This window comes from Ruegeria sp. CK2 (genome assembly GCF_056536585.1).
Genome location: NZ_JBQFPW010000006.1, coordinates 83,976 through 109,734, shown reverse-complemented (window position 1 = coordinate 109,734; position 25,759 = coordinate 83,976). Strand labels below are relative to the sequence as shown.

General features: G+C 58.2%; 24 protein-coding genes and 1 riboswitch. Of the genes, 20 read left to right on the top strand and 4 right to left on the bottom strand.

Going from position 1 to position 25,759, the window contains the following annotated elements; translation table 11 throughout:
- Nucleotides 1-37: 37 nt before the first annotated feature.
- The 12 genes from dnaJ (at nucleotide 38) to radC (ending at nucleotide 9,734) form a co-directional block, all read left to right on the top strand.
- Complete coding sequence (gene dnaJ, locus ACR0BU_RS11400) at nucleotides 38-1,189, top strand: molecular chaperone DnaJ (protein ID WP_480737453.1); 1,152 nt, start codon at nucleotides 38-40, stop codon at nucleotides 1,187-1,189.
- A gap of 239 nt (nucleotides 1,190-1,428) precedes the next feature.
- Nucleotides 1,429-1,535, top strand: a riboswitch (TPP riboswitch).
- 45 nt (nucleotides 1,536-1,580) lie between these two features.
- A complete protein-coding gene (thiD, locus tag ACR0BU_RS11395; RefSeq protein ID WP_298935921.1) occupies nucleotides 1,581-2,384 on the top strand; it encodes a bifunctional hydroxymethylpyrimidine kinase/phosphomethylpyrimidine kinase in 804 nt (267 codons plus the stop codon).
- Nucleotides 2,381-3,358 carry an FAD-dependent oxidoreductase gene (locus ACR0BU_RS11390; RefSeq protein WP_480737454.1) on the top strand — a complete coding sequence of 326 codons (978 nt, stop codon included), beginning with the start codon at nucleotides 2,381-2,383 and terminating at the stop codon, nucleotides 3,356-3,358. The genes thiD and ACR0BU_RS11390 overlap by 4 nt, the downstream gene beginning before the upstream one ends.
- The gene (gene thiS / locus ACR0BU_RS11385; RefSeq protein WP_299890654.1) at nucleotides 3,342-3,536 is read left to right on the top strand and encodes a sulfur carrier protein ThiS; all 195 of its coding nucleotides are present in this window, start codon (nucleotides 3,342-3,344) and stop codon (nucleotides 3,534-3,536) included. The genes ACR0BU_RS11390 and thiS overlap by 17 nt, the downstream gene beginning before the upstream one ends.
- 2 nt (nucleotides 3,537-3,538) lie before the next feature.
- The gene (locus ACR0BU_RS11380) at nucleotides 3,539-4,309 is read left to right on the top strand and encodes a thiazole synthase (protein WP_480737455.1); all 771 of its coding nucleotides are present in this window, start codon (nucleotides 3,539-3,541) and stop codon (nucleotides 4,307-4,309) included.
- A complete protein-coding gene (locus ACR0BU_RS11375; RefSeq protein ID WP_480737456.1) occupies nucleotides 4,306-4,902 on the top strand; it encodes a thiamine phosphate synthase in 597 nt (198 codons plus the stop codon). Before ACR0BU_RS11380 ends, ACR0BU_RS11375 begins: the two co-directional genes overlap by 4 nt.
- Nucleotides 4,899-5,861, top strand: coding sequence for a HesA/MoeB/ThiF family protein (locus ACR0BU_RS11370; RefSeq protein WP_480737457.1), 963 nt, complete (start codon nucleotides 4,899-4,901; stop codon nucleotides 5,859-5,861). The genes ACR0BU_RS11375 and ACR0BU_RS11370 overlap by 4 nt, the downstream gene beginning before the upstream one ends.
- Before the next feature lie 19 nt (nucleotides 5,862-5,880).
- On the top strand, nucleotides 5,881-6,816 hold the full coding sequence (locus ACR0BU_RS11365; RefSeq protein WP_480737459.1) for an ABC transporter substrate-binding protein: 936 nt from the start codon (nucleotides 5,881-5,883) through the stop codon (nucleotides 6,814-6,816).
- Complete coding sequence (tenA, locus tag ACR0BU_RS11360) at nucleotides 6,813-7,487, top strand: thiaminase II (protein ID WP_480737460.1); 675 nt, start codon at nucleotides 6,813-6,815, stop codon at nucleotides 7,485-7,487. Before ACR0BU_RS11365 ends, tenA begins: the two co-directional genes overlap by 4 nt.
- On the top strand, nucleotides 7,484-8,212 hold the full coding sequence (locus ACR0BU_RS11355; RefSeq protein ID WP_480737461.1) for an ABC transporter ATP-binding protein: 729 nt from the start codon (nucleotides 7,484-7,486) through the stop codon (nucleotides 8,210-8,212). The genes tenA and ACR0BU_RS11355 overlap by 4 nt, the downstream gene beginning before the upstream one ends.
- Entirely contained in the window at nucleotides 8,209-8,943 is a 735-nt protein-coding gene (locus ACR0BU_RS11350) for an ABC transporter permease (protein WP_480737463.1), read from the top strand. Before ACR0BU_RS11355 ends, ACR0BU_RS11350 begins: the two co-directional genes overlap by 4 nt.
- A gap of 35 nt (nucleotides 8,944-8,978) precedes the next feature.
- Nucleotides 8,979-9,734 (top strand): RadC family protein, encoded by a 756-nt coding sequence (gene radC / locus ACR0BU_RS11345; protein ID WP_299890666.1) that lies wholly within the window; start codon nucleotides 8,979-8,981, stop codon nucleotides 9,732-9,734.
- A 3-nt stretch (nucleotides 9,735-9,737) separates the two neighbouring features.
- Here the strand turns inward: radC and ACR0BU_RS11340 are convergent, their stop codons facing one another.
- The 3 genes from ACR0BU_RS11340 to secA all read right to left on the bottom strand — a co-directional run bounded on the left by ACR0BU_RS11340 (nucleotide 9,738) and on the right by secA (nucleotide 15,067).
- Nucleotides 9,738-11,294: a substrate-binding domain-containing protein gene (locus tag ACR0BU_RS11340; RefSeq protein ID WP_480737464.1), complete on the bottom strand. Its 1,557-nt coding sequence runs from the start codon at nucleotides 11,292-11,294 to the stop codon at nucleotides 9,738-9,740.
- Between the two features lie 24 nt (nucleotides 11,295-11,318).
- On the bottom strand, nucleotides 11,319-12,248 hold the full coding sequence (locus ACR0BU_RS11335) for a hypothetical protein (protein ID WP_480737465.1): 930 nt from the start codon (nucleotides 12,246-12,248) through the stop codon (nucleotides 11,319-11,321).
- A 101-nt stretch (nucleotides 12,249-12,349) separates the two neighbouring features.
- On the bottom strand, nucleotides 12,350-15,067 hold the full coding sequence (gene secA / locus ACR0BU_RS11330) for a preprotein translocase subunit SecA (RefSeq protein ID WP_480737466.1): 2,718 nt from the start codon (nucleotides 15,065-15,067) through the stop codon (nucleotides 12,350-12,352).
- A gap of 176 nt (nucleotides 15,068-15,243) precedes the next feature.
- Here secA and ACR0BU_RS11325 point away from each other — a divergent pair, with 176 nt between their 5' ends.
- The 7 genes from ACR0BU_RS11325 to ACR0BU_RS11295 all read left to right on the top strand — a co-directional run bounded on the left by ACR0BU_RS11325 (nucleotide 15,244) and on the right by ACR0BU_RS11295 (nucleotide 23,214).
- A complete protein-coding gene (locus tag ACR0BU_RS11325) occupies nucleotides 15,244-16,092 on the top strand; it encodes a peptidylprolyl isomerase (RefSeq protein ID WP_298935936.1) in 849 nt (282 codons plus the stop codon).
- Nucleotides 16,093-16,097: 5 nt separating this feature from the next.
- Nucleotides 16,098-17,324 carry a bifunctional glutamate N-acetyltransferase/amino-acid acetyltransferase ArgJ gene (argJ, locus tag ACR0BU_RS11320; protein ID WP_480737468.1) on the top strand — a complete coding sequence of 409 codons (1,227 nt, stop codon included), beginning with the start codon at nucleotides 16,098-16,100 and terminating at the stop codon, nucleotides 17,322-17,324.
- Nucleotides 17,321-17,719 carry an 8-oxo-dGTP diphosphatase MutT gene (gene mutT / locus ACR0BU_RS11315; protein ID WP_120633087.1) on the top strand — a complete coding sequence of 133 codons (399 nt, stop codon included), beginning with the start codon at nucleotides 17,321-17,323 and terminating at the stop codon, nucleotides 17,717-17,719. The genes argJ and mutT overlap by 4 nt, the downstream gene beginning before the upstream one ends.
- 419 nt (nucleotides 17,720-18,138) lie before the next feature.
- Nucleotides 18,139-19,644: a trimethylamine methyltransferase family protein gene (locus ACR0BU_RS11310; RefSeq protein WP_480737470.1), complete on the top strand. Its 1,506-nt coding sequence runs from the start codon at nucleotides 18,139-18,141 to the stop codon at nucleotides 19,642-19,644.
- 11 nt (nucleotides 19,645-19,655) lie between these two features.
- The gene (locus ACR0BU_RS11305) at nucleotides 19,656-20,099 is read left to right on the top strand and encodes an SRPBCC family protein (protein WP_480737471.1); all 444 of its coding nucleotides are present in this window, start codon (nucleotides 19,656-19,658) and stop codon (nucleotides 20,097-20,099) included.
- The gene (locus tag ACR0BU_RS11300) at nucleotides 20,092-20,796 is read left to right on the top strand and encodes a maleate cis-trans isomerase family protein (protein ID WP_480737472.1); all 705 of its coding nucleotides are present in this window, start codon (nucleotides 20,092-20,094) and stop codon (nucleotides 20,794-20,796) included. Before ACR0BU_RS11305 ends, ACR0BU_RS11300 begins: the two co-directional genes overlap by 8 nt.
- Nucleotides 20,797-23,214, top strand: a complete 2,418-nt coding sequence (locus ACR0BU_RS11295; protein WP_480737473.1) for a GcvT family protein — start codon at nucleotides 20,797-20,799, stop codon at nucleotides 23,212-23,214.
- Here ACR0BU_RS11295 and ACR0BU_RS11290 read toward each other — a convergent pair.
- Entirely contained in the window at nucleotides 23,211-24,176 is a 966-nt protein-coding gene (locus ACR0BU_RS11290; RefSeq protein ID WP_480737475.1) for a LysR family transcriptional regulator, read from the bottom strand. The two genes, ACR0BU_RS11295 and ACR0BU_RS11290, sit on opposite strands and share 4 nt — an antisense overlap.
- A gap of 59 nt (nucleotides 24,177-24,235) precedes the next feature.
- On the opposite strand from ACR0BU_RS11290, the gene ACR0BU_RS11285 reads away from it, so the two are divergent.
- Entirely contained in the window at nucleotides 24,236-25,516 is a 1,281-nt protein-coding gene (locus tag ACR0BU_RS11285) for an aspartate aminotransferase family protein (RefSeq protein ID WP_480737477.1), read from the top strand.
- Nucleotides 25,517-25,759: the final 243 nt, after the last annotated feature.

Genomic DNA, 25,759 nt, shown 5'->3' with positions numbered 1-25,759 from the left:
GGCCGGCCCGATTACGTTGAGACATAAGGAAACACTGATGTCAAAACGCGACTACTATGATGTGCTCGGCGTGTCCAAGGGCGCATCGGCGGACGAGATCAAGAAAGGCTTTCGTACGAAAGCCAAAGAGCTGCATCCCGACCGCAACAAAGACAACCCGGATGCTGAAGCTCAGTTCAAAGAAGCGAACGAGGCCTATGACATTCTGAAAGACGCCGAGCGCAAGGCGGCTTATGACCGCTTTGGCCACGCGGCTTTTGAAAACGGAATGGGCGGCGGGGGCCGTCCCGGAGGCGGCTTTGGCGGGCAGGGCGATTTCTCCAGCGCGTTCTCAGACGTGTTCGACGACCTGTTTGGCGATTTCATGGGCGGTCAACGTGGCGGTGGTGGCGGACGCCGTGCCGCGCGCGGGTCTGACCTGCGCTATAACCTGCGCGTCACGTTGGAAGAGGCCTATACCGGCTTGCAAAAGACCATCAATGTGCCTGCTGCCGTGGCCTGTTCGGCCTGCGAGGGCTCGGGTGCCGAAGGCGGCGTAGAGCCGACAACCTGCCCAACCTGTTCAGGCATGGGGAAGGTCCGTGCCCAGCAGGGCTTTTTCACCGTCGAACGAACTTGCCCAACTTGTTCGGGATTGGGTCAGATTATCAAAAACCCTTGTAAATCCTGTCAGGGCGCGGGCCGCGTCGAAAAAGAACGCGCCCTTTCGGTCAACATCCCCGCGGGCGTCGAAACCGGAACTCGTATCCGACTTGCGGGTGAGGGTGAGGCCGGAATGCGCGGTGGCCCTCCGGGCGATCTCTACATCTTCGTCGAAGTGTCCGAGCACAAATTGTTCGAGCGTGACAGTGTGAACCTGTACTGCCGCGTGCCGGTCAGCATGGCCAAGGCTGCTCTGGGTGGGTCTATCGAAGTGCCCACCATCGATGGCGGCCGTGGCCGTGTTCAAATCCCGTCGGGTAGCCAGTCAGGTCGCCAGATGCGCCTGCGGAGCAAGGGCATGCCCGCCCTGCGCGGCGGCGGTGTCGGCGATATGTTGATCGAGCTTGCTGTCGAAACCCCGGTCAACCTGACCAGCCGCCAAAAAGAACTGCTGCGCGAGTTTGATGATCTGGGCGAAGACAACCATCCGGAATCCAACAGCTTCTTTTCGTCTGTGAAGTCTTTTTGGGATGGCATGAAAGGCTAAAGCGTTTCTGAGCGCGGGGGTATCTGCCCCCGCAGCATACACACGGCTTTCCCCGAACATGCGTTCAACGGCAGCATATCTTTCCTGCTTCATTTGGCTGAAAATATCCCGGAGCGCGAGGCAGAGCCTCGCATTCCCTGACCTGCCAGGGGCTGTTTTGGCTATAGACTAAAGACCAAACTGGCCAAACAACGGGCAAATTGCCCCTTGATTCCCTGCGTCACCCCTGAGATGGTCTGCCCTAACCGTTGGGGTGCCCAGATCAATGGGCTGAGAGGCGCGAAATCGCTAACCCATCGAACCTGATCCGGGCAATTCCGGCGGAGGGAACGGTCTCAAGTCGATAGACGTTTTCCAAACCCGTTGCCCCCGAAACAGATGGAGCAACGACGTGGCACCTATTGCCTTGACCATTGCAGGATCCGACAGCGGCGGCGGTGCCGGAATTCAGGCTGATCTGAAAGCCATGTCCGCGCTGGGCGTCTATGGCGCCAGCGTCGTTACCGCCGTCACCGCCCAAAATACGCAGGCAGTCACTGCTGTACATGGCATTCCACTGGACGTCATTTCTGCCCAAATCGACGCTGTTCTTGGTGATCTTGACGTCAAGGCGATCAAGATCGGTATGCTGGCAACCCCTGAGATCATTCATACCGTTGCGCAAGGCATTTCCGGCTTTGCAGGTCCGGTGGTCTTGGACCCGGTTATGGTTGCAAAATCCGGTGACGCCCTGCTGGCTGGCGAAGCAATCCAGACCTTGCGCGATGTTCTGATGTCCCGCGCCACTGTCCTGACACCGAACCTGCCAGAGGCCGCTTGCCTGCTGGGCATGCCGGTTGCTGGCTCAACAGCCGAGATGATCGAACACGGGCGGGCCTTGTGTGCTCTGGGTGCAAACTCAGTGTTGATGAAAGGCGGTCATGGCAAAGGTGATGTCTGCCACGACCTGTTGATCAATTCTGCCGGCGTCGCGGCCGAGTTCCAGGCGCCCCGTCAGGACACGAACAACACCCATGGTACCGGATGCACATTGTCATCCTCGATCGCAGCGGGTTTGGCCAAAGGATTGGCGCTGACGGAAGCGGTTGCGCAGGCGCATGAATATCTGCAAGGGGCAATCTCGCAGGCGGACACATTGAATGTCGGCTCGGGCCACGGCCCCGTGCATCATTTCCATCGGATTTGGCCCACGTGACGCTTTGGTCTGTCATAGGGTCCGGCGTCGCCGGTCTGGCCGTCGCCAGCGAGCTGGTCGCGCGCGGTGCTCGGGTGCAGGTGTTCGATCCGGGCGGTCCACCGGGTCCGCATGGATGTTCCTGGTGGGCCGGGGGGATGCTGGCCCCATGGTGTGAATTTGAGAATGCCGAAGAACCGGTTTTGCGTCTGGGGCAATCGGCCATCGATTGGTGGGCGGACAGAACACCAGTTCAAAGGCGCGGAACGATTGTCGTGGCGAATACGCGCGACCTGCCGGATCTGCGCCGCTTTGCCCGTCGCACGACAGGGTTTGTCGACATTGATCGGGGTAAAATCACTGAATTAGAGCCTGATATGGGGTCATTCGGAAAAGGATTGTTTTTCGAACACGAGGCGCATCTCGACCCGCGGCAAGCGCTGCAGGATCTCAGTCGTCAGCTGAAGGAAAAAGGCGTTGAGTTTCGCCAGAAACTGGCCCCTGCACAGCTGGAAAACGCAATCGATTGCCGGGGCTTGCACGCGCGTGAGGTGCTCCATGATCTGCGCGGCGTAAAGGGTGAAATGTTGGTCGTACGCTGCCCCGACGTGACACTGACCCGCCCCGTGCGCCTTCTGCACCCGCGCATGCCACTTTACATCGTCCCCCGCGGCGACGGGATCTATATGTTGGGCGCAACGATGATCGAATCTGAGGACAGCAGCCGCATCACGGCGCGCTCGATGCTGGAATTGCTCAGCGCCGCCTATTCGGTCAATCCCGCTTTTGGCGAAGCTGAGGTGCTGGAAATCGGCGTCGATCTGCGCCCCGCCTTTCCTGACAACCTACCTCGCATCCGGCGCCTTGGGCGGACAATCTATGCCAACGGGCTGTATCGCCACGGCTACTTGTTAGCGCCCGCCCTGGCGCAAGGCGTGGCCGATCTGGCGCTTGAGAACAAACATTCGGAGATGGTCGATGAAGATCGTGCTTAACGGCGAAACGCGCGATGTGCGTGCCGAAACCCTGTTTGATCTGCTGGTGGAATGCGGATTCTCGGGCCGTGTCGCCACCGCCGTGAACGAAGAATTCGTCCCCTCAAGCCTTCGCATCGGCCGCGAACTGAAAGATGGCGACCGGATCGAAGTCCTGTCGCCGATGCAGGGGGGCTGACCATGAAGACTTTCTATGGCACCACGCTGCCCAACCCGCTGATGCTGGGCACCGCCCAATATCCCAGCCCGGCCATCTTAGAGCAAGCGTTTCGCGCAAGTGGTGCAGGTGTGGCAACTGTATCTTTGCGCCGGGAAGGGGCAGGCGGCACCGGGCAGACCTTCTGGGCCATGATCCGCGATCTGGGCGTGCAGATCCTGCCCAACACGGCCGGGTGCCACACTATCAAAGAGGCCGTGACCACCGCCCAGATGGCACGCGAAGTGTTTGATACGACATGGATCAAGCTGGAGTTGATCGGCCATACGGACAGTCTGCAGCCGGATGTGTTTCAGTTGGTTGAAGCCGCACGTATTTTGACCGAGGACGGGTTTCAGGTGTTTCCCTATACCACCGAGGATCTGATCGTCGGAGAACGGCTGCTTGAGGCCGGGTGCGAAGTTTTAATGCCCTGGGGGGCGCCTATTGGGTCTGGTCGCGGTTTGAACAACAAATACGCCCTGCGCGCGATGCGGGCCGAGTTTCCCGACGTGCCGTTGGTCATAGATGCTGGTATCGGCCTGCCCAGCCACGCCGCCCATGCGATGGAGCTGGGATATGATGCGGTGTTGCTGAACACTGCTGTGGCCCGAGCGGGCGATCCGATTGAAATGGCGCAGGCTATGGCATTGGCCGTGCAGGCCGGACAGCTGGCCCGTCAGGCCGACCCGATCGAGCCGCGCGACATGGCCGAAGCCTCAACCCCCGTTGTTGGAAAGGCCTTCTTGTCATGAGTTTGGATCGATTTTACCCGATTTTTGACCACTCGGATTGGTTGCGCCGGATGCTGCCATTGGGCGTCAAGCTGGTGCAGTTGCGCGTAAAGGATCAGCCGCTTGCTGAGGTTCGCAAGCAGATCGTGATCTCGCAGCAGCTGTGCCGTGAGTATGGCGCCACGTTGGTCGTGAATGACTATTGGCAAGTCGCCATCGACGCGGGATGCGACTGGATTCATCTGGGGCAAGAGGATCTGGATGACGCCGATCTAAAAGCAATCAGAAATGCGGGTCTAAAACTGGGCGTTTCCACTCATGACGATACCGAACTTGAGCGGGTTCTGGCCATGGCCCCGGATTATGTGGCGCTGGGCCCGGTCTATCCGACAATCCTGAAAAAGATGAAATGGCACCAGCAAGGACTGCCCCGGGTGACGGAATGGAAACAGCGCGTGGGCGACATTCCTTTGGTCGGCATTGGCGGTATGAGCGTGGAGCGCGCGCCCGGCGTGTTGGCGGCTGGCGCTGACATTATCTCGGCCGTGACCGACATCACACTAAATGCAGACCCCGAGGCCCGTGTACGCGATTGGATTGAGGTTACGCGATGAGCCGTTATGCCCGTCAGACAATCCTGCCGGAAGTTGGCGCAAAGGGTCAGGCCCGCCTGTCGGCTGCGCGTGTGCTGGTTGTGGGCGCGGGCGGGCTGGCGGCACCTGTTTTGCCTTTGTTGGCAGGGGCCGGGGTTGGGCATCTGACCATCTTGGATGACGACATAATCTCACTTTCAAACCTGCACCGTCAGACATTGTTCACTGAACAGGATTGCGGTCGTCCAAAAGTTGAGGCGGCAGCAGAGCGATGCCGCACGCTTAACGCTGGTATTGGAGTTAGTGCCAAGAATCAGGCTCTAACACGGGTAAATGTCGCCGAGTTCATAGCCGGCGTCGATCTGGTTTTGGATTGTGCGGACAGTTATGCGGCCAGTTACACTCTGTCAGATACCTGCCTGGAGATGAGCAAACCGCTGATCAGCGCGTCGGTGCTTGGCTTGACTGGATATGTCGGTGGATTCTGCGGCGGTGCCCCGTCCTTGCGTGCGGTGTTCCCCGATGCCCCCGACAGCGGTGCAAGCTGCGCAACCGCCGGCGTGCTGGGCCCCGTCGTTGGAGTGATGGGCGCGATTCAGGCGCAGATGGCTTTGAACCTGATCTTGGGACTCGATCCTTCACCCCTCGGGCAGATGGTGCAGTTTGACGCCCGTACTTGCCGCAGTACCGGGTTCCGGTTCGATGGTGCGCCAGAGCCGGATACCTATTTTTCATTCATCAGCGCGTCTCAACTTGGACCGAGCGATCTGATTGTTGAGCTACGCGATGCGCAGGAAGCGCCGAATCCGATCCATCCGGATGCACAGCGTATGAACCCTGAGAACCTGAAAATAGAGTCTAACAAAGACCAAAGACTGGCGTTGTGTTGTGCCACCGGCCTGCGCGCATGGCGTGTGGCCGAACGAATTCGACCGAATTGGCCGGGCGAGATTGTCCTCGTCGCGGCCTCGACCTCGTGAACAGAAGGAAATGCGAGATATGAAGAAGCTGATCGCTGCAATTGCCCTGCTTGCCGCTGCGCCGGCCTGGGCCGAAGACAAAATGACCGTTCTTCTGGACTGGTTCATTAACCCCGATCATGGCCCGATCATCGTGGCGCAGGAGAACGGCTATTTCGCCGAACAGGGCCTTAAGGTCGAGATCGTTCCACCCGCCGACCCCTCGGCGCCACCACGTCTGGTCGCCGCTGGTCAGGCCGATCTGGCCGTGTCCTATCAGCCGCAGCTGCACCTGCAAATCCACGAGGGCCTGCCGCTCAAACGTGTCGGCACACTGGTTGCCACCCCGCTGAACTGTCTGCTGGTTCTGGAAGACGGCCCGATCAAATCGCCCGCCGATCTTAAGGGTAAGAAAATTGGATTTTCAGTTGCAGGCGTGGAAGAGGCGGTCCTCAGCACAGTTCTGGGCAAGTATGGCGTCAAACTGGACGAGGTTGAGCTGATTAACGTGAACTTCTCGCTGTCGCCGTCGCTGATGACCGGTCAGGTGGACGCGGTGATCGGTGCCTACCGCAATTTCGAATTGAACCAGATGGATATCGAAGGCGTTCCCGGCACCTGCTTCTATATTGAGGAAGAAGGCGTGCCAGCTTATGATGAGCTGATCTATGTCGCCAATCCCGAAACCATGGATATCGACAAGGTCACCCGTTTCCTGGCCGCGACCGAAAAGGCAACGCAGTACATCGTCAACAATCCGGACAAAAGCTGGGAAATCTTCTCAGGCACCTCGCCCGAATTGCAGGACGAGCTGAACGCCCGCGCGTGGGTCGACACGCTGCCTCGCTTTGCCTTGCGCCCGGCGGGTCTTGAGGCCGGCCGCTATGCAAGGTTCGAAGCGTTCCTGAAAGACAGCGGCATGATCGACAGCATCAACCCTGTCAGCGACATTGCTATCGACGTGACAGCAAAATGAGCGAGTATGGCAAAGCCTTCGCGCTGATGCGCGATGCGGCGCAGGGGCCCTGGAGGGATTACACCCGCCACACCTTTGTCGAAGGGCTCAAGGACGGCACCCTCCCGCGAGAGGCGTTCCTGCATTATCTGCGGCAGGATTATGTGTTCCTCACCCATTTCTCACGTGCTTGGGCGCTGGCGGTGGTCAAGGCGCAGACCCATGAAGAAATGCAGGTCGCCTCGGCCACGGTTAACGGGTTGATGCACGAAGAGATGATGTTGCATGTGGGCGTCTGCGCCGATGCGGGAATCTCGCGCGAAGAGCTGTTTGCAACGCCCGAGCGGCCAGAAAACCTGGCCTATACTCGCTTTGTCCTGGAATCCGGGTATTCCGGCGACTACCTGACACTGCTTGCGGCGCTGGTACCTTGTGTCATCGGTTATGCCGAGATCGGATCGCGATTGGCACAGGAGGCGACGTCGGAGACCTATCGCCCGTGGATCGACACCTATGCAGGCGATCAATATCAAAGCTATTGCCATGATATCGGCACCTTGCTGGATGGGGCGTTGATCAGGCGGTTGGACGAAAACTATGACCAGCTTCCCGTATGGTTCGACCTTTGCAAGACCTTTGAAACGGCAACGATGCTCGAGGTCAATTTCTGGCAGATGGGCCTGACCCCGTGATCCCAGCGCCCGACCTTACGATTAGTGGACATGCCAGTATCGATGGCGCGGCTTTGTTCGCGCCGCTGACCCTGACCCTTGGGGCGGGGCAATGGACGTGTCTGTTGGGCGGGTCGGGCGTTGGCAAAACGACTGTTCTTCGGTTGATTGCCGGGCTTGAGACTGGGGCGGAATTCACCGGACAGATTATTGCCGGTGACGGCCAGCCCGTCGCAGCGCGGGTCGCCTATATGGCGCAGGATGATCTGCTGCTTCCATGGGCCTCCGTGGCGCAGAATGTCTCGTTGGGCGCGCGGTTGCGCGGCGAAAAGCCCGATCTGGCCCGTCGCGACCGTCTGATCGAACGGATGCGGTTGCAGAACCACATGACCAAAAAACCCTCCGAGCTTTCGGGCGGCCAACGTCAACGTGTCGCGCTGGCGCGTACGCTGATGGAAGACCGGCCCATTGTGTTGCTGGATGAGCCGTTTTCGGCCCTCGACGCCCGCACTCGGGCCGATATGCAGGAATTGGCTGCCGAGGCGTTACAGGGCCGCACGGTTCTGCTGGTGACCCATGATCCGGGTGAGGCCGCGCGGCTGGGTCAATCGATTGTCGTCATGACACCGTCAGGCCTGACGCCCTGCCAACCGCCCCAGGCCCCAGCCCCGCGCAAGGTGGACGATCTTGAGACGCTGGAAACCCAAGGTTCACTTCTGCGGCTTCTGCGTGAGGAGGTGGCATGAAGTACCTCTCGGCCCTCGCTGCGACCCTGTTTGCGTTGGCGATCTGGCAAGGCATTGTCACCCTGACCGGCCTGCCGAAATTCATCTTGCCTGGCCCGGCACTGGTAGCCGAGACGTGGTGGCAGAACCGCTGGGTGATCGCCGAGCATACCTGGATCACAGCCGTCGAGGTGGTGATTGGCATGGCGTTTGGCACGGTTCTGGGGGTGATCACTGCGCTGCAACTGGCCAATTCCCGTGCCGCGCGGGTGCTGGTGCAGCCGATTCTGGTGTTCACGCAGGCGCTGCCCGTCTTTGCATTGGCCCCGCTGCTGACGCTTTGGCTGGGTTATGGCCTGTGGTCCAAGGTGGCGATGGCGGTGCTGATCATCTATTTCCCGATAACTTCATCCTTTTTCGACGGGCTGATGCGCACGCCGTCGGGCTATCTTGATCTGGCGCGCACCATGCAGGCCAAGCGCCGCACGGTTTTGTGGCATATCCGCGTTCCCGCTGCGTTGCCCTCGCTGGCCTCGGGGATGCGGCTGTCGGCGGTTTATGCCCCGATCGGTGCAGTGATCGGCGAATGGGTCGGCTCGTCGCAAGGGTTGGGTTATCTGATGCTATTGGCAAATGGCCGCGCCAAGACCGATCTAATGTTTGCAGCGATGCTTACCTTGGGCGTGTTCTCGATCCTTCTGCACATGATCGTCCGTCGCGCCACGGCGCGCATGGCCGGTGAGATGCGTTAACCATTCGGAAACCGATTCTGCGCCAGTGTGGCGGCATGACACAGGACGCCTTTGCCGAAGCCTCGATGCTGTTTGACACGGACGAAGCACCCGCGCAGCCGCTGCCGTCTGGTCGGTTACCTTCCTACATCAAAGATCATCGGCGGCGGTTGCGCGAAAGGTTCATGTCCGGCGGGTCGGCCGCGATGCCGGATTACGAGTTGTTGGAGCTGGTCCTGTTCCGGTCCATCCCCCGGCAAGATGTGAAGCCATTGGCGCGTACATTGATCGATACGTTCGGCGATTTCAACCGTGTGCTGACTGCACCTCAGGAACGACTGCGTGATATCAAAGGCGTAGGCGACACGGTAATCACCGATCTGAAGATCCTCGAAGCCTGCGCCCATCGCATGGCCCGCGCACGGGTGATGCAGCGGCACGTAATCTCAGGATGGGATGCGCTGGTGGACTACTGTCACACCACCATGGCCCATCGCGAGACTGAGCAGTTTCGCGTGTTCTATCTGGATCGTAAGAATGTGCTGATCGCGGATGAGGAACAGGCCAAAGGCACCGTTGACCATGTTCCGGTTTATCCGCGTGAGGTTGCCAAACGCGCCTTAGAGCTGAACGCCTCGGCGCTGATCGTGGTCCACAACCACCCGTCAGGCGATCCGACCCCGTCACAATCGGATATAGATATGACCAATCGCATTCAGGATGCCTGTACAGCACTCGGGTTGACCCTGCATGACCATCTGATCATCGGCAAATCAACCGAACTTAGTTTTCGGTCAGAAGGCTACCTTTAGCCGCTACTGCACCCAAACTTCGACCCGGCGATTGACTTTGCGGCCCCAATCGGTGTCGTCACAAGCCATCGGCATCGCCTCACCGAACCCATCAACTGAAACCTCAACGCTGTCCGGAATGGCGGTTTCTACCGCTGCCAAAACGGCATTGCGCACGGTTTGGGCCCGACGCAATGCAATGCGGGCGTTGGCTGCGGCGGCCCCGTCACCGTCGCTGAACCCGACAAAGACCAGTTTGCGGGCATCAAACCTGCCGGCCTCAAGCGCTTGTGCCAGGTGCAGGATGTTGGATCGTGATTGGGCGTCGGGTCGGGACGATCCGGTCTCGAACCGGAAAGACAAAGACAGTCGAGACAAGGGACGCAATGTCGCGATCATGCGCTGCAACTCCTCCAATCCGACCTCGGCGCTGCCGGTGACGATTGCATTGGCCAGACGGTCACCCTGAAGCCCGATCCGCATCGTTTCAGGGGTCTGGTCGACAAAACCGGCTTGTCGGATCGCCATCTGAGCGTCCGGACTTTGGCTATAAGACAGGAACTGACGCGCCACCCGCGGCAGACGGCGTTCGGGCAAGTACAAAAACATGGGCGATGTCAGCGGGTAGTCTTCGGTCTTGATCGACTGACGCGTTGCGGCCAGCGCATGTCCACAGCCCCCGGTTAACGGCAACGCGCGGGCCGCTTCGGCTGAGGCTTGACTGGCAATCCCGATGGCAAAGGGATCATCTGCGACCGCACGCACCAGATCGCTGCCCCGTGAATGCCGGATGGCAGACGCCGACAGCTCGACCCCGGCTGGGATCAAAAGTTGATCTTCAACGGCCTGCGCCAGTCCCGATCCCGCATCGGGCATGTACAGGGCAATTGGAGCGTCCGGACCGCCAAGATCTGACCAACTGGAAATCTCGCCAGACAAAACGCCGGCCAGATCGCCGGGCGAGATCTGACGCACCACATTGTCTTGCGCCACCACTGGCACCATGGCGTCCAGCGCCACAACCCGAGACCGGCGGGTCTGTGTCAGATCGCCAAGTCCTGCAGATTGGGCCGCCTCGCGTTCAGTTTCTCGGATCTCACGCAAGGCCATGACGATGTCGGTATTGTTTTCGATCAGATCGGCAAATCCCCGATCGGTGTTGCCCAGGTGAAAGATCAGGCGCGCCAGCGGAGCTTGCCGTCCGTTTTGGTATAGCTCGTACTGAAACGTGCTTTGATCTACGCGCGCAGGCGTTGCTGTCAAACCCTCTTGTTGGGCGAAGCCGATAATCAGCGCGGGTAGGACGGTTTCAGCCATCACGGATGAGCCCGAAAACCGAACCTCAGCCACGAAATCGGTCAGGTTGGGGCAGGCCGGCCCGTCGCAGGTGACGCCTGACCCATCAACGGTCAATTCGCCGAATTGTGTATCGACCCGGTAGAATTCCCCATCGAACCCCAACAGATTGCCGGTCACCTCGACCTTGCCGTCATGCGAGGTGAGCGTGATGTCCTGCGCCATGACGCCTGATGCCAGCGTCATCGATAACAGTGCAGCCGCTGCTGCACGGAGAAATGTCATAAGATGGTCGAGCCTGCTTGCGGATTACTTTGCCGCAACTTTCAGGTCTTGGAGCAGATTATTCAACACCATAAACTCACCAGCTTGCGAACAATCCGGCAAATTCAGTATCAAATCCCGTGACCGCAGGCGGCGGTCTGCCCGCAGCTCCAGTGACTGCGCGCTCAGAGTCTGTCCGCAGTTCGCCTCGGTCACTTCAGCTTCGACGGTCAGATCAATCGTACCGGATTGATCCGCCTGACCTGCCGGGAAAGAATAAACCTCGATATTTTGCGCATCAACAAGCCCGGAATGGCCAAGGCTAACGACGTTGCCCGCCCCGTAGGCCGACGTGTCCGCCCAGATATGGCCTTCGCCGCCGTAACTGGCACCAAATTCCAACGCGTGAATCTGCAGCGCGGTATCGCCCCGCCATTGCAGTACGACACGTTCATGCTCGGCAATGTCCGGGACATGGGTTGTCGCAACAGTCCCGGTCTCATCTTCGAAGGAAATCAGGAAAATCGCATATTCTGACAATGCCGGAATGGTCAGGTTCAGTGCACCGTTTTTGTCGGTCATCTGGGTGACGGTCAGCCCGCTGTGATGAATTTCGACCCGTTTTTCCAGGTGGCATGGGGCCTTTACGCGCAGTCGTGCTTTGGCGCCGGGCACTGCAACGGCCCGTGCACCCATGGCGCAGTTTTTTTGAGTTCGGGTGGGGGCTGGTAAAGTGCGTGTGGTCGTGGACACAACGCTTGTATGTTCTGCGATAGCATCGGACGGTGAAGAAGATGTCAGGACGATGCTTTCAAGGCCCGCAAGGACTGAGGCTTGATCGGCAGTCGAAGCGACAGGCACATTGTCCTGCGCCCCGCTTGGCTGCGCGGACGTTCCATTTTGCATCAGGTAGCCAATGCCTAAGGCACAAGCGACTGTGCCGCACATGGTCACATAGTTCCGTACAACGAACAATTCACTCTCCCCCCGTGTCAGGAGCGAGTCGCAATGTCGTTAATAATCGCGGCCAATTTGTGGCCGCGAGGCGGACTCATTGTGTTTGACTGTGGGTGACGTTAGGTCAGCCTGCCGTGGCAATGCTTGAATTTCTTCCCTGACCCACACGGGCACTTGTCGTTGCGCGACGGGTTCCCCCAGGTTGACGGGTCGTCCTCGACAAACCCAGGAATCGGGTCGCCAGAAGCTTCGGCTTCGGCCGCTGCTTCGGCTTGGCTTGCGGCCTGATCCACGGCCTTTTGGTTCTGGGCTTGCTGGGCCGCCATCTGGGCAAGCATTTCCTTTTGCTCTTCTTCGGTCAAAGGACGTACGCGTGACAGCTGCTGCGTTACGGTTTCGCGCAGACTGTCCAGCATACCTTCGAACAGCTGGAAGCTTTCCGTTTTGTACTCGTTCAGCGGATCGCGCTGGGCGTAACCGCGGAAACCAACAACCGAGCGCAGATGCTCCAGCGTCAACAGATGCTCGCGCCACTTGCCATCAATGGTCTGCAGCAACACCTGTTTTTCGATATTGCGCATGTTTTCCGGCCCGAATGCGACAGCTTTTTGCGCCATCATTTCGTCGGCGGATTTGATTAAACGCTCGCGCACCTGTTCATCATCGACGCCTTCTTCTGCGGCCCAGTCCTGAACCGGGGCGTCGATGCTCAGCTTGTCCTTGATGGCCTCGTACAAGCCATCGGTATCCCATTGATCTGCATAGGATTTGGGCGGCATGTATTCGTCAATCAGATCATCAATCACCTGTTCGCGCATATCCGATACGATCTCGGACAGATCGTTGGTCGACATGATCTCGCGACGCTGGCTGAAGATTACCTTACGCTGATCGTTCATCACGTCGTCGAACTTCAGTACGTTCTTGCGCATGTCAAAGTTGCGACCTTCGACCTTGGACTGCGCACGTTCCAGAGACTTGTTCACCCAGGGGTGCACAATCGCCTCACCTTCTTTCATGCCCAGTGTGGTCAGAACTTTGTCGAGACGTTCCGAGCCGAAAATACGCATCAGATCATCTTCAAGGCTAAGGTAGAAAACAGTGCGGCCCGGGTCACCCTGACGACCGGAACGGCCGCGCAGCTGATTGTCGATGCGGCGGCTTTCATGGCGTTCGGAGGCCATCACATACAGGCCACCCGCTTCAAGTACCTTCTGCTTTTCTTCGGCATGACGCGCTTCTTCGGCTGCGCGCAGCTCGGTTGGGTCGGCTTCGGGGTTTTCCGCCAACGCCTGAAGCACTTTCATTTCGACATTGCCGCCCAGCTGAATGTCAGTGCCGCGACCGGCCATGTTGGTGGCGATGGTCACCGCGCTATAGCGGCCCGCATCGGCGACGATCTGGGCCTCTTGTTCGTGCTGGCGGGCGTTCAGAACGTTGTGTTCGATACCTTCCTTGGTCAGCAGCTGGCTCAGCAACTCGGATTTCTCAATCGATGTTGTGCCCAAAAGAACAGGCTGGCCCTTTTCGGTGGCCTTCTTGGTTTCTTGGATCATCGCGTCGTACTTCTCGCCACCGGTACGATAAACCTGATCGTCTTCATCCAGGCGCGCGATGGGTTTGTTGGTCGGAACCTCTACCACGCCCAAACCGTAAATCTCGGCAAATTCTTCCGCTTCGGTCAGCGCGGTACCCGTCATTCCACCCAGCTTGTCATAAAGGCGGAAATAGTTCTGGAACGTTACGCTGGCTAGCGTCACGTTTTCGGGCTGAATTTGCACGTTTTCCTTGGCTTCGATTGCCTGATGCAAACCTTCGGACAAACGACGGCCCGGCATCATCCGGCCGGTGAATTCGTCGATCAGAACTACGTTGCCGTCCCGGACGATGTAATCCTTGTCCCGCTGGAACAGCTTGTGCGCCCGCAGACCCTGATTGACATGGTGAACCACAGTGGTGCTTTCGGGATCGTAAAGAGAATGGCCTTCGGGGATCAGCTCCGCCTCTAGCAACTGGCTTTCCAGAAACTCGTTGCCTTCATCTGTGAAGGTCACGTTCCGGGACTTTTCGTCCAGTGTGAAGTGATCATCGCTCAGCGACGGGATCAGCGCATCAATGGCGGTGTATAGATCCGAGCGGTCCTCGGACGGGCCCGAGATGATCAGAGGGGTTCGCGCTTCATCGATCAGGATCGAATCCACCTCATCCACGATCGCGAAATTATGGTGCTTCTGGTACACCTGATCCAAATCTGCCTTCATGTTATCGCGCAGATAGTCAAAACCCAGCTCGTTATTGGTGGCATAAGTGATGTCGCAGGAATAGGCTGCCAGCTTCTCGGCATCGGGCTGGCCTGACCATATCACGCCAGTTGTCATGCCAACGGCGGCAAACACCTTGCCCATCCATTCTGAATCGCGCTTGGCCAGATATTCGTTCACCGTGACGACGTGTACGCCCTTGCCGGTCAGTGCGTTCAGATACGCAGGCAGGGTCGCAACCAGCGTCTTGCCCTCACCGGTTTTCATTTCCGAGATATTGCCCTGATGCAGAAACGCACCGCCCATCAGCTGCACGTCAAAAGCACGCAGGCCCAGCGCGCGCTTGGCGCCCTCGCGGACATTGGCAAAGGCCTCAGGCAGCAGGTCGTCCAGGCTTTCGCCCTCCAGTGCACGCTTGCGCAGTTCGGCGGTCTTCTCAATCAGACCCTCATCCGACAGCTTTTCGAACTCTGGCTCCAGCGCGTTGATCTGTTCGACCAGCGGGCGGGTCGCCTTGATCTTGCGGTCGTTCGGTGTTCCGAACACCTTTTTGGCGAGCGTTCCGAGTCCCAGCATGTTCACTCCAGCGGATCTTTTCTTGTCTTGGTTGCGACAGGCTTGCCCACCTTGCGCGCAACCCATAGATAGCTGGGATGAAAGATGGTCCTGTCAAAGGCTTCAAGGCGATGTAAGCGGCAGGTTCTGAAGTGTCAACGCCACGCCCCGTCGCGGCCAGAATATAGGATGATTCCATGCCCAAAGGTCTCACTTTTCTTCCATCGCTGGCCTTGGCGGCTGTGATGGCGCTGCCGCTGTCTGCAGAAACCAAGCCTGACGCCAGCACCGTCGTTGCCCGGGTCAACGGGGATGAGATCACATTGGGTCACGTCATCGCCACCGCGTCGACATTGCCGCCGCAATACCAGCAGGCTGAAGACGATGTGCTGTTTGACTTCATTCTCGAACAGCTCATTCAGCAGCAACTGCTTGGTCAGGAGCAAGATGGCTTGTCCAAACTCCATGCTCTGACGCTGGAAAACGAAACCCGTTCCTTGCACGCAGTGCAAACGGTTGATGCCTTGACGGATGCAGTCGCGACAGATGAGGCGGTTCAGGCGGCATATGATGCGCAATTTGCCGAATTTGATGGCGAAGACGAATACGACGCCAGCCACATTCTGGTCGAAACCGAAGACGAAGCCAAAGCCATCAAGGCGCAATTGGATGATGGTGCAGATTTTGCCGAGTTGGCGCGCGAGAAGTCGACTGGTCCGTCGGGACCAAGTGGTGGCGCATTGGGTTGGTTCGGCAAGGGCCAGATGGTACCAGAATTCGAGGCGGCCGTGCTTGAGCTTGAAAAGGGTCAGGTCTCGGACCCGGTTCAAACGCAGTTTGGCTGGCATCTTGTTGTCTTGAATGACACGCGCAAAACCCAAGCCCCTGAACTGGACGCCGTGCGGGAGGAATTGGTTCAGACCATCCAGCAAGAGGCGATTCAGTCGCGCATCGACGAATTGACGCAACAAGCGCAGATCGAACGCCCTGCACTTGAAGGGGTCGGGCCGGAAGTCCTGCGCCAACTGGACCTGATTCAGGAGTAACCCCCTTGGCCACGATCACTAAGGTGTCGCCGCTGGCGCCAGCGGCCTTCCCGGATTTGCCCGCCATTGACGGGATACGTTTTGCCACGGTTGAGGCGGGCGTGCGCTATCAGGGGCGCACGGATGTCATGCTGGCGGTTCTGGACCCCGGTACTTCGGTGGCCGGGGTGTTCACCCGGTCGGCCACCCGCGCCGCGCCTGTGCTGGATTGTCAGGAAAAGATCGGCGGGCCCAACGACGGGCCTGCAGCGGTTTTGGTCAATTCCGGCAACGCCAACGCTTTTACTGGCCACTACGGCCAGACCTCGGTCTCCGAAGTGACTCAGGCCGTGTCCACCGCGACGGGCGTCGCCGTCGAACGGGTTTTCACTTCGTCTACGGGCGTGATTGGCGAACCGATGCCACATGAGCGGATCGTATCGCAGCTAGAGACGTTGAAGTCCGGGCTCAGCAGGCATGCAGTGGAAGACGCCGCGCGGGCCATCATGACAACTGACACTTTCCCGAAAGGGGCCAGCGCTCAGGTCGAGATTGACGGCAAAACAGTCTCTATTGCGGGGATTGCCAAAGGGTCCGGCATGATCGCGCCTGATATGGCGACGATGTTGGTCTACATCTTCACCGACGCTCAAGTCGAACAATCGGCGTTGCAGCAGTTGCTGGGTGCCCAGACGGGCCGGACATTCAACTGCATCACCGTGGACAGCGACACCTCGACCTCTGACACCCTGTTACTATGTGCAACAGGCGCGTCCGGAGTGGATGCAACTGGCAACGGGTCATTCGCCAATGCACTGGAATCCGTCATGCTGGATCTCGCACAGCAAGTGGTGCGTGACGGCGAAGGTGCTACGAAATTCGTGGAAATTCGTGTGACTGGGGCGGCCTCGGATGCCGACGCCAAAGTACACGGGCTGGCCATCGCCAACTCTCCGTTGGTGAAAACCGCCATTGCGGGCGAGGATCCGAACTGGGGCCGCGTCGTCATGGCCATCGGCAAATCGGGTGCTGCGGCAGATCGTGACCTGCTTAGCATTTCCTTTGGCGATATTCTGGTGGCCGAAAAGGGCTGGGTCAGTCCGGACTACCGCGAAGACGCCGCCGCCGCCTATATGAAAGATCAGGATCTGGTGATTGCCGTTGACCTGGGTCTGGGCGACGGAAAATCGACCGTTTGGACCTGCGACCTGACCCACGGCTATATCGAGATCAACGCGGATTATCGCTCGTGAAAACCATATTAGTGTCTGCCGTCGCCCTGATCGACATCGAGGGCCGCGTGCTGCTGGCGCAACGGCCCGAGGGTAAATCCATGGCCGGCCTGTGGGAGTTTCCGGGCGGTAAGATCGAACCCGGTGAAACCCCCGAGGCCGCCTTGATCCGTGAGCTACAGGAAGAGCTGGGCATTGATACCTGGGCATCGTGCCTCGCCCCGCTGACCTTCGCCAGCCACAGCTACGACGATTTCCACCTGCTAATGCCGCTGTTCGCTTGCCGCAAATGGGACGGCATCCCGCAGTCAAAAGAAGGGCAATCCCTGAAATGGGTCCGTGCCAATGAGCTGCGCAGTTACCCCATGCCCGCGGCGGATGTTCCGCTGATCCCGATCCTGCGCGACTGGCTATGATCGTCCAAATTTTTGGTGCTTTGCGGCGTCTTCTGAATGAAGTCATTCCGCGCGCCAGACAGTCGTGGCTCTAGCGAGCCACTCGAATTCGAGAGCCCGACCGACCGGGGAGAGGGACATTTTGGTCGTTCGCTGCGAGGCGGATGTCCGCAATGCGTGACGAAGCCGACATTTGGTTACTACCAGCCAATGTCCGCCTTTCTAACTATGGGACAAGTGCGCTTGGCAATTAAAGCGGTGCTTTCTTTCGAGAATGGGAAACATGTCATCCTATCCGTCTAACTTTTCGCCCGGGTAAGGCAGATAATACGGCTATCATCCAGTATAGCTATTGGTGAAACTCTCTCACCATAATAGCCGTTTTATTGAATTTTCAACACAAGCCATATGCGCTCTAATACTTTCGTTGAGGTGTGCTGGTGGTCAGACGGATACGAAAGCAACGTAAAACGGTAGACGGTATTCATCTGGATGCGTCACCGGCATTCCACGTTGGTGGGATTTTGCGCCCGCTGTCCCTGCTCGAATTGTCAGACATTGTGGCCCACGCTTTTGATATCCTTTCAACAGTGGGTATGGCGGGGCTGCCAAAGATGGCAACTCAGCGTGCATTGAAAGCAGGGGCGTGGCACCGCGCGGATGGGCGGTTGTGTTTCTCGGAAGACATGATCCGAAACGCGTTGGAACGGGCGCCTCGCCATGTCACATTGCCGGGTTTCACACCTGACAGGGATTTGCAGATCGGAGGCCGCCGTGTTCACATCGGCACCGGCGGAGCGGCTGTTCAGGTGCTCAATGCCGCGACCGAGGACTATCAGGACAGTCAGCTCAGCGACCTGTACGACCTGATGCGTGTGTTGGATGCGTCGTCAAACATCCACTATGGGGTGCGCCCTGTCGTGGCCCGAGATCTGAGCGATCCCCTAGAGCTTGACGTCAACACCGCGTTTGCTTGCCTTAAGGCGACGACAAAACCTATTGGCATCAGCTTTTGCGACCCAGACCATATCGATCCGATTGTTGATATGTTTGACATCGCACTTGGGCATCCTGGCGCCTTCCGCGACAGACCGTTCTGCATGGCTGTCATTGTCCATGTGGTACCACCTCTTACCTATGCGGCTGAAGGCATAGTGATACTAGAGAGAGCTGTGCGGGCGGGCATGGTCCCACAGATATGCTCAGCTGGGCAAGCAGGAGCGACCAGTCCGGTCACTTTGGCAGGGGCGTTAGCGCAGGGGTTGGCGGAATGCCTCGCAGGGATGGTGGTGGTTGACAACATCAAAAGAAGCGCGCCCTGCATCTACGCACTGATGCCGTTCATTTCCGATCTGCGCACAGGTGCGATGAGTGGAGGCGGCGGAGAGGCTGCGATTGCAAATGCCGCCGCAGCACAGCTTCTGTCACATGTTGGCCTACCTTCAACCGTCTCGGCGGGAATGACGGACTCCAAGCTTGTTGATGCGCAGGCCGGTTATGAAAAAGGCTACACTGTCGCGCTGGCCGGGCATGGTGGGGCAGATATGATCAACCTCTCTGTGGGGATGCTCGGTTCCATCATGGTGGCCAGCCCAGAGGCGATGGTTATTGATGATGACATGTGTGGTGCCATCCTACGATCCATCCGAGGCATCGAAGTGAGTAAGGCCACGCTTGATCTGGAAGCTGTCGAACGAGTGGTCACCCATGATGGGCATTATCTGGGTGAAAGCGAAACGCTGAACCGCATGAAATCTGACTATCACTACCCCACTCTTGCTGACCGCCAGAGCGTCGGTGACTGGGTCGACGCGGGCAGCCTCTCGATCTGGGAGCAAGCCCGCAGCCGCGTAGCGGAAATCCTCGCCGCCCCACCGCCCACGCACCTAAGCGCTGATGCAGAGGCACGTATCCGCGCAAAATTTCCTATTCGCCTGAAGCCATGACAGGAGCCGCCATGCACGTTTTTCGAAGTATGATTATAGATGCCGAAATTGACCGGGTCTGGGCTGCTGTGCGTGCCTTTGACGGCGTGGTGGACTGGAACCCCGGGGTGGTGGCTGCAACGCTGAAAAACGGGGCCGCCACGGCCACCGGCACCATTCGAAGGCTCGAGATCCCGGACGGTACGGTCTTTCGCGAAACCCTGCTGGCCCATTCTGACGCCGAGTATTTTTACACCTACGATATCATTGAAAGTCCGCTACCGGTGGGCACCTATATCTCAACCCATCGCTTCTTCCCCATCACGCACACGGGTCAGACATTGGGCGTTTGGGAAAGCCATTTCGACTGCGCCCCCGACGTCGCAGATGAGATGGAACGGATCGTCGGGGATGCGATCTACATTGGCGGCATGATTGGATTGAACGAATTTCTCAAGGAGGCACAGAATGGCTGATACTCTCGCCCCCCGCGCGGTGATTGGCGTCATGACGCCAGCTATGAACACTGTAGTGCAGCCTGAAATGGAGCTGCTGCGCCCGCCAGGTGTGACCAATCAGATGCAGCGTTTTCGATTGGGCGGCGATGCAGTGTCGGGCGATTTGCCGGATGAAGCGGCTAAATTGATGGACTGCGCGCCATTGGCAATTGCGGTTGGATTGACCACAGATGCAGGCCCCGGCGGGCCGGACAAGCTGGCGAAGCGTTGTGCAGAAGTTTCACGGCAAGTTGGGATTCCGGTGCACGGGGCCTCTCAGGCGGACTACCAGGGCTTGCGTGCGCTGGGTGCAAAGCGCCTTGGCATTGTCACGCCGTTTAACGCCGAAGTGGACGCGGTAGTGAAAGCAAACACCGAAAGTGCCGGGTTTGAGGTGGTCGCCATCAAGGGCACTGAGGCACCGTCACTGCCCGCAATCTGCGAAACCCCGTTGGACGACATTCGCGCGGTCTTCGCTGCGGTCGCTGCGTCCGAGTGTGACGTCATCTTGCAAGTCGGGACCGCATTGCCGGTGGTGGCCATGATCGCCGAACTTGAAGCGGAACATCGCAAACCCATCGTGGCCTGCAATGCAGCTGTTTACTGGCAGACGCTGCGCACGGTCGGGATCACTGATCCGATCCATGGATTCGGAAGATTGCTGGAGGCGCACTGAATGCGGACCCATGCGCAGGTTGTCGTCATTGGTGGGGGCGCGGTCGGTGCAGCCATCCTATATCATCTGGCCAAAGCGGGCATAACCGACACCGTTCTGCTGGAAAAGAACGAACTGACGGCCGGGTCAACCTGGCATGCTGCTGGAAACATCCCAACCTACGCCAATTCTTGGCTGGGCATGCGCGCGGGTAACTACGCGTGGCGACTTTACAAAGAACTTGCCGATAACCCTGACGCGCCAATCACCTACCGCCACACGTCGGCAATCTGGCCCGCGCATACACCGGAACGCATGCAGCTTTTTCGGCATCTTTGCGGTGTGTCGCGGTCGGCAGGCTTTGACCTGGCGATGCTCGACCCCATTGAGATTGAGCAGATGCATCCCTATTGGAAAGCAGACGACACTGTTCTAGGCGGCGTTCTTGACCCGTACGAGGGCGACATCGACCCAAGCCAGTTGACCCAGGCCTTGGCGAAACATGCCCGCGCCATGGGGGCGGAGGTGAAGCGGTTTACGACCGTCACGGGGTTGCACCAGCGTCGATCTGGGGAATGGGAGGTTGAGACACCTTCTGGCACACTTATTGCGTGCACTGTCATCAATGCCGCAGGCTCAAACGGCGCAAGGATTGCGGCGATGGCGGGGATGCATGTGCCAGTGGTTACGCTGGAACACCAATACATGGTGACTAGCCCACTGGCTGCATTAGAAAAAGACACGGCCGTCTTCCCCCTCATCCGGGACCCTGACATTCGCTTTTATCTGCGTCGCGAACGCAATGCCTTGCTGCTCGGCTCTTACGCGCACAAAGGCCGCCCGGTCTGGCGAGACGGCGTGCCCCAAGATTTTGACCATCAGCTCTTTGCCGATGACATCGACGGGATGATGGCCGTGTTCGAGGTGGCGGCATCTCATGTGCCGCTGCTTGCCGAGGCGGGCGCCCAGCGGTTTGTCAATGGACCGATCCCTTATTCGCCTGATGCGTTGCCCTTGGTTGGTCCAGCGGCGGGTGTTCGCAACTTTTATCACGCGACAGGTGTGCAGATCGGCATCACGCATTCCGCCGCGATTGGCAAAGCCATGGCTGAATGGCTGACGGTAGGCGAGACCGAATGGGATCTGTCTGCTTGGGATCCGCGCCGGTTTGGTTCATGGACTACACAAGAGTACGCTTCTGCGCGCGCGTCAGAGCACTATGATTTGCAATACGCGATCCCTTATCCGCATCGGATTATGGAAACCGGTCGTCCCGTCAACCAAACCCCACTTTATGAACTTCTGGCCCAGCAGGGAGCTGTCTTTGGCCAGATAGGCGGCTGGGAGCGCGCCTTTTGGTTCAATCGCGATCAGGCAAGCGATGCCCACGCACTGAGCTTTGCCCATGAGCCCTGGCAGGATGCGGTACGGGTCGAATGTGAGACCGTGCGCGACCATGTCGGCGTGATGGACCACGGCGGTTTCACCAAGTTTACCCTAGAAGGGCCAGAAGCAGCCAAGGTGCTGGACATGGTGATCTGCGGCACACTGCCCCCCGTCGGTCGCGTGCGCCTGTCTTACACGTTGACCCCGCTGGGCCATATCTGGTCTGAAGCAACAATTGCCCGACTGGCTGACGACAAATTCATGTTGTGCGGCCCAACGATGGCAGTCGACCGTGACTTTGACTGGCTCTCAGCCGCGCTGGGTGATGCCGATGCCATATTGACCAAGGGCTATTCTCAGGACGGCGCATTGCTGGTGATGGGGCCAAAGTCACGCGAACTTTTGCAGTCGCTGACGAAGGCCGACCTGAGTGCGACCAGCGCGCCATGGATGAGCGTCGCCGAGATCAATATTGCAGGCGTTCCCGTCACGGCGATGCGTGTAAGCTATGTTGGGGAATTGGGCTGGGAGTTGCATGTCGCCTCAGCCCATTTGACACTTCTCTATGATGCGATTTGGCAGGCAGGTACCGCGCACGGCATCTGCAATTTTGGCTCCTATGCGCTTAATGCGATGCGGATAGAAAAGGGGTATCATGGCTGGGGTGCGGATTTTGGGACCGAATATACGCTGTTTGATGCGGGCCTGTCCAAATTTGCCAAAATTGGCAAAGCTGACTTCACGGGTTGCACTGCCGTAGCGCAACAAGCAATGCGACAGGCAGACTGGGCTTTCATAGGGCTGGAAGTCAACGACCCCGGACCAGAGCCGCTACCTTCCGACCCCATCATCCTAGAGGGTCGAGCCATTGGGTACCTTACTTCCGTCTCGATGGGGTATCGAACGGGGAAGCTTCTGGCGCTTGGGTACGTGGAAAACGGTACGCTGGAGATGGGCGGCACCTGTTTCGTTCAGGCGTTCGGAGTGATGCGCACTGCCACTCGCCACTCGCCTCATGTCTACGATCCGCGCAACGACAGATTGCGATCCTAGCCAAAACCACCATTGATCGATGACCATTGGGCAAGGGCTTCGGCCACATCCAGAATGGGCCCCGCGTGCTTATCTTCTGAGCGGATTAGCGCACCCCAGGGCACTTCTATACCGTCTTTGCCGACGCGCGCGCCGATGATGCGCTCCGCCTTGATTGCAGGGCGCACAGCCCAACCTGCTAGGACACTGCTACCCTGACCGGCCGCGACCAATTCAACGATGGCTTCGGGCATCTCCACCATCGCCGTCCAGCGCGGATACCTGCCTGATGGGCGAAAGAGGCGGGCAAACTCGCGGTCAGGTTCTGGCGTCAGCGTGTAGGTGATAAAGTCCTCACCTTCGATGTCGTCCCCTTCAACATAGGCCTTTCTGGCAAGCGGGTGATTGGGCGGAAAGATAAACATCAGCTCATCTTGGAACAGTGAAATCCGATGCGTGCCGATCGGGACTCTACTCCCTGACGTCACCACAATATCGGCGTTTCGGTTGGTCAGTGCGCGAACCGGTTCGCGGGTGACACTTGCCATAACCTGAAGCTCGACACCGGGCAGGTGGGTTTGCAGATACTTGGTAAACCCGGGCAGCCAGTGATACGAGCTGTAAGCCTCAACCGCGATGCGAACGACGTGTTCAACTCCGCGATCCATCCGTCGCACATCGCCTTCTGCACGGTCCATTTCGGACAAAACCCGATCCGCCACATCGGCCAGGTATTCTGCCGCCGGGGTCATGCGCAATCGCTTGTGTATGCGTGTAAACAGCACCAGATCAAGCCGCCGTTCGGCCTCTTTGATACGATGCGAAAGTGCGGACGGTGTGACGCCTAAGGCTTCTGCTGCATCGCTGACACGCCCGTGTTCCGCGATCGCACGGATCATCTTGAGGTGACGTAAATCTAGAAAGGGGCCTTCAGACATCATTTTACCTGAGAGAGCTTCATCAAACCACCTGATTTTCTTCATTGCTTTTCATCTCTGGTCAAGCCGAAACTTTGACCAAAGACGCACTGCAGGAGAACCACATGACGCAGACAAGTCAGCAAGAGTGGCGCGAAAGGGCACAAAAGGTGCTGCCCGCCGGTGGGTTCGGGAACTATGATCCAAAAGTTATTCTCAAAAAGGGACGTGGATCACGTGTTTGGGATGAGGACGGAAATGAGTATATCGATTTCCTGATCGGTTCAGGTCCGATGTTGGTGGGGCATAACCATCCCGAAGTCATGGAGGCTGTGCAGGCCCAACTGGCTGACGGCGCGACATTTTTCACGTCAAACGCCGTGGGTATCGAATTGGCGGAAGTCATCTGCGATGCGGTGCCCTGTGCAGATCAATTGCGCTATGTTTCAACCGGATCAGAGGCTGACATGTACGCCTTGCGTCTGGCACGCGCGCATACGGGGCGCGATCTGATCCTGAAGTTTGAAGGTGGATATCACGGCATGTCGGGCGAGGCATTGATGAGTATGGCCCCCCAGAGTCTCGCCAACTTTCCGATGCCCGTGCCAGATTCAGCAGGCATTCCGCAGAGTACGCGCGATGGCGTAATCGTGGCACCCTTCAATGACATCACCTTTGCCCGGCAAATCATTGCAGAACATGCCGACACACTGGCGGGCGTCATTGTCGAGCCCCTGCAGCGACTGATCCCGCCTGTCCCGGGATTTCTGGAAGCACTGCGCGAGGAGACGACCCGTTATGGGATTGTCTTGATCTTTGATGAGGTTGTTACCGGGTTCAGGTTGGCATTGGGCGGAGGGCAGGAACTCTATGGTGTCACGCCTGATCTTTGCACATTGGGTAAAGTGATTGGAGGAGGCTTCCCGCTAGCTGCGATTGCTGGCACGTCCGAGGTGATGTCGCACTTCGACATTGAGAAGGTGGGTCAAGAAAAGTTCACGTTTCAGGTAGGTACGCTGAGTGGCAACCCGGTGGCGTCAGCGGCAGGTTTGAAGACCTTGGAAATACTGAAACGGGAGGCCGCTTATGATACCCTGCGACAGGCAGGTCGGAGATTGATGACGTCTCTTGAAAGTGCGGCCAAGAAGGAGGGCATTCCCGCGGTGGTCGTTGGCGACCCCGTTCTCTTCGATATCGTATTTTCTGCAGGGCCAATAGATGACTATCGAGATACCCTTAATACCAACGCAGAATTTCAGAGAATGTTTAATATATCACTGCGGCGTGACGGCATCTTCAAGGCTCCAATGAAGTTCTACAGTCCCTGGCGCTTACTGGAGACGACATTGCCACAACAGAAGAGGCTATTTCAGGCGCTATGGAGGCCTGCGCCCAGCTTTAATTGACCCCAACGAGTGATAGGCAGTCTTGGTCGATACAAAAGAGATCAAAACAAACCAGCCAATGCGCGCCTTGCAATACCATTCAACCGTTGATCCACCGTGCAACATCAGTTTGGGCTCGAACCGGTCATCTGACGGTTTAATTGATCATCGGGTCGGTGCAGACGGCATCAAGGTCCGGCTAGCGGACTTTGCTACCATTTGAGGTAGAGTGTGTATGACTAATTGGTGGACCGGAGACTGAAA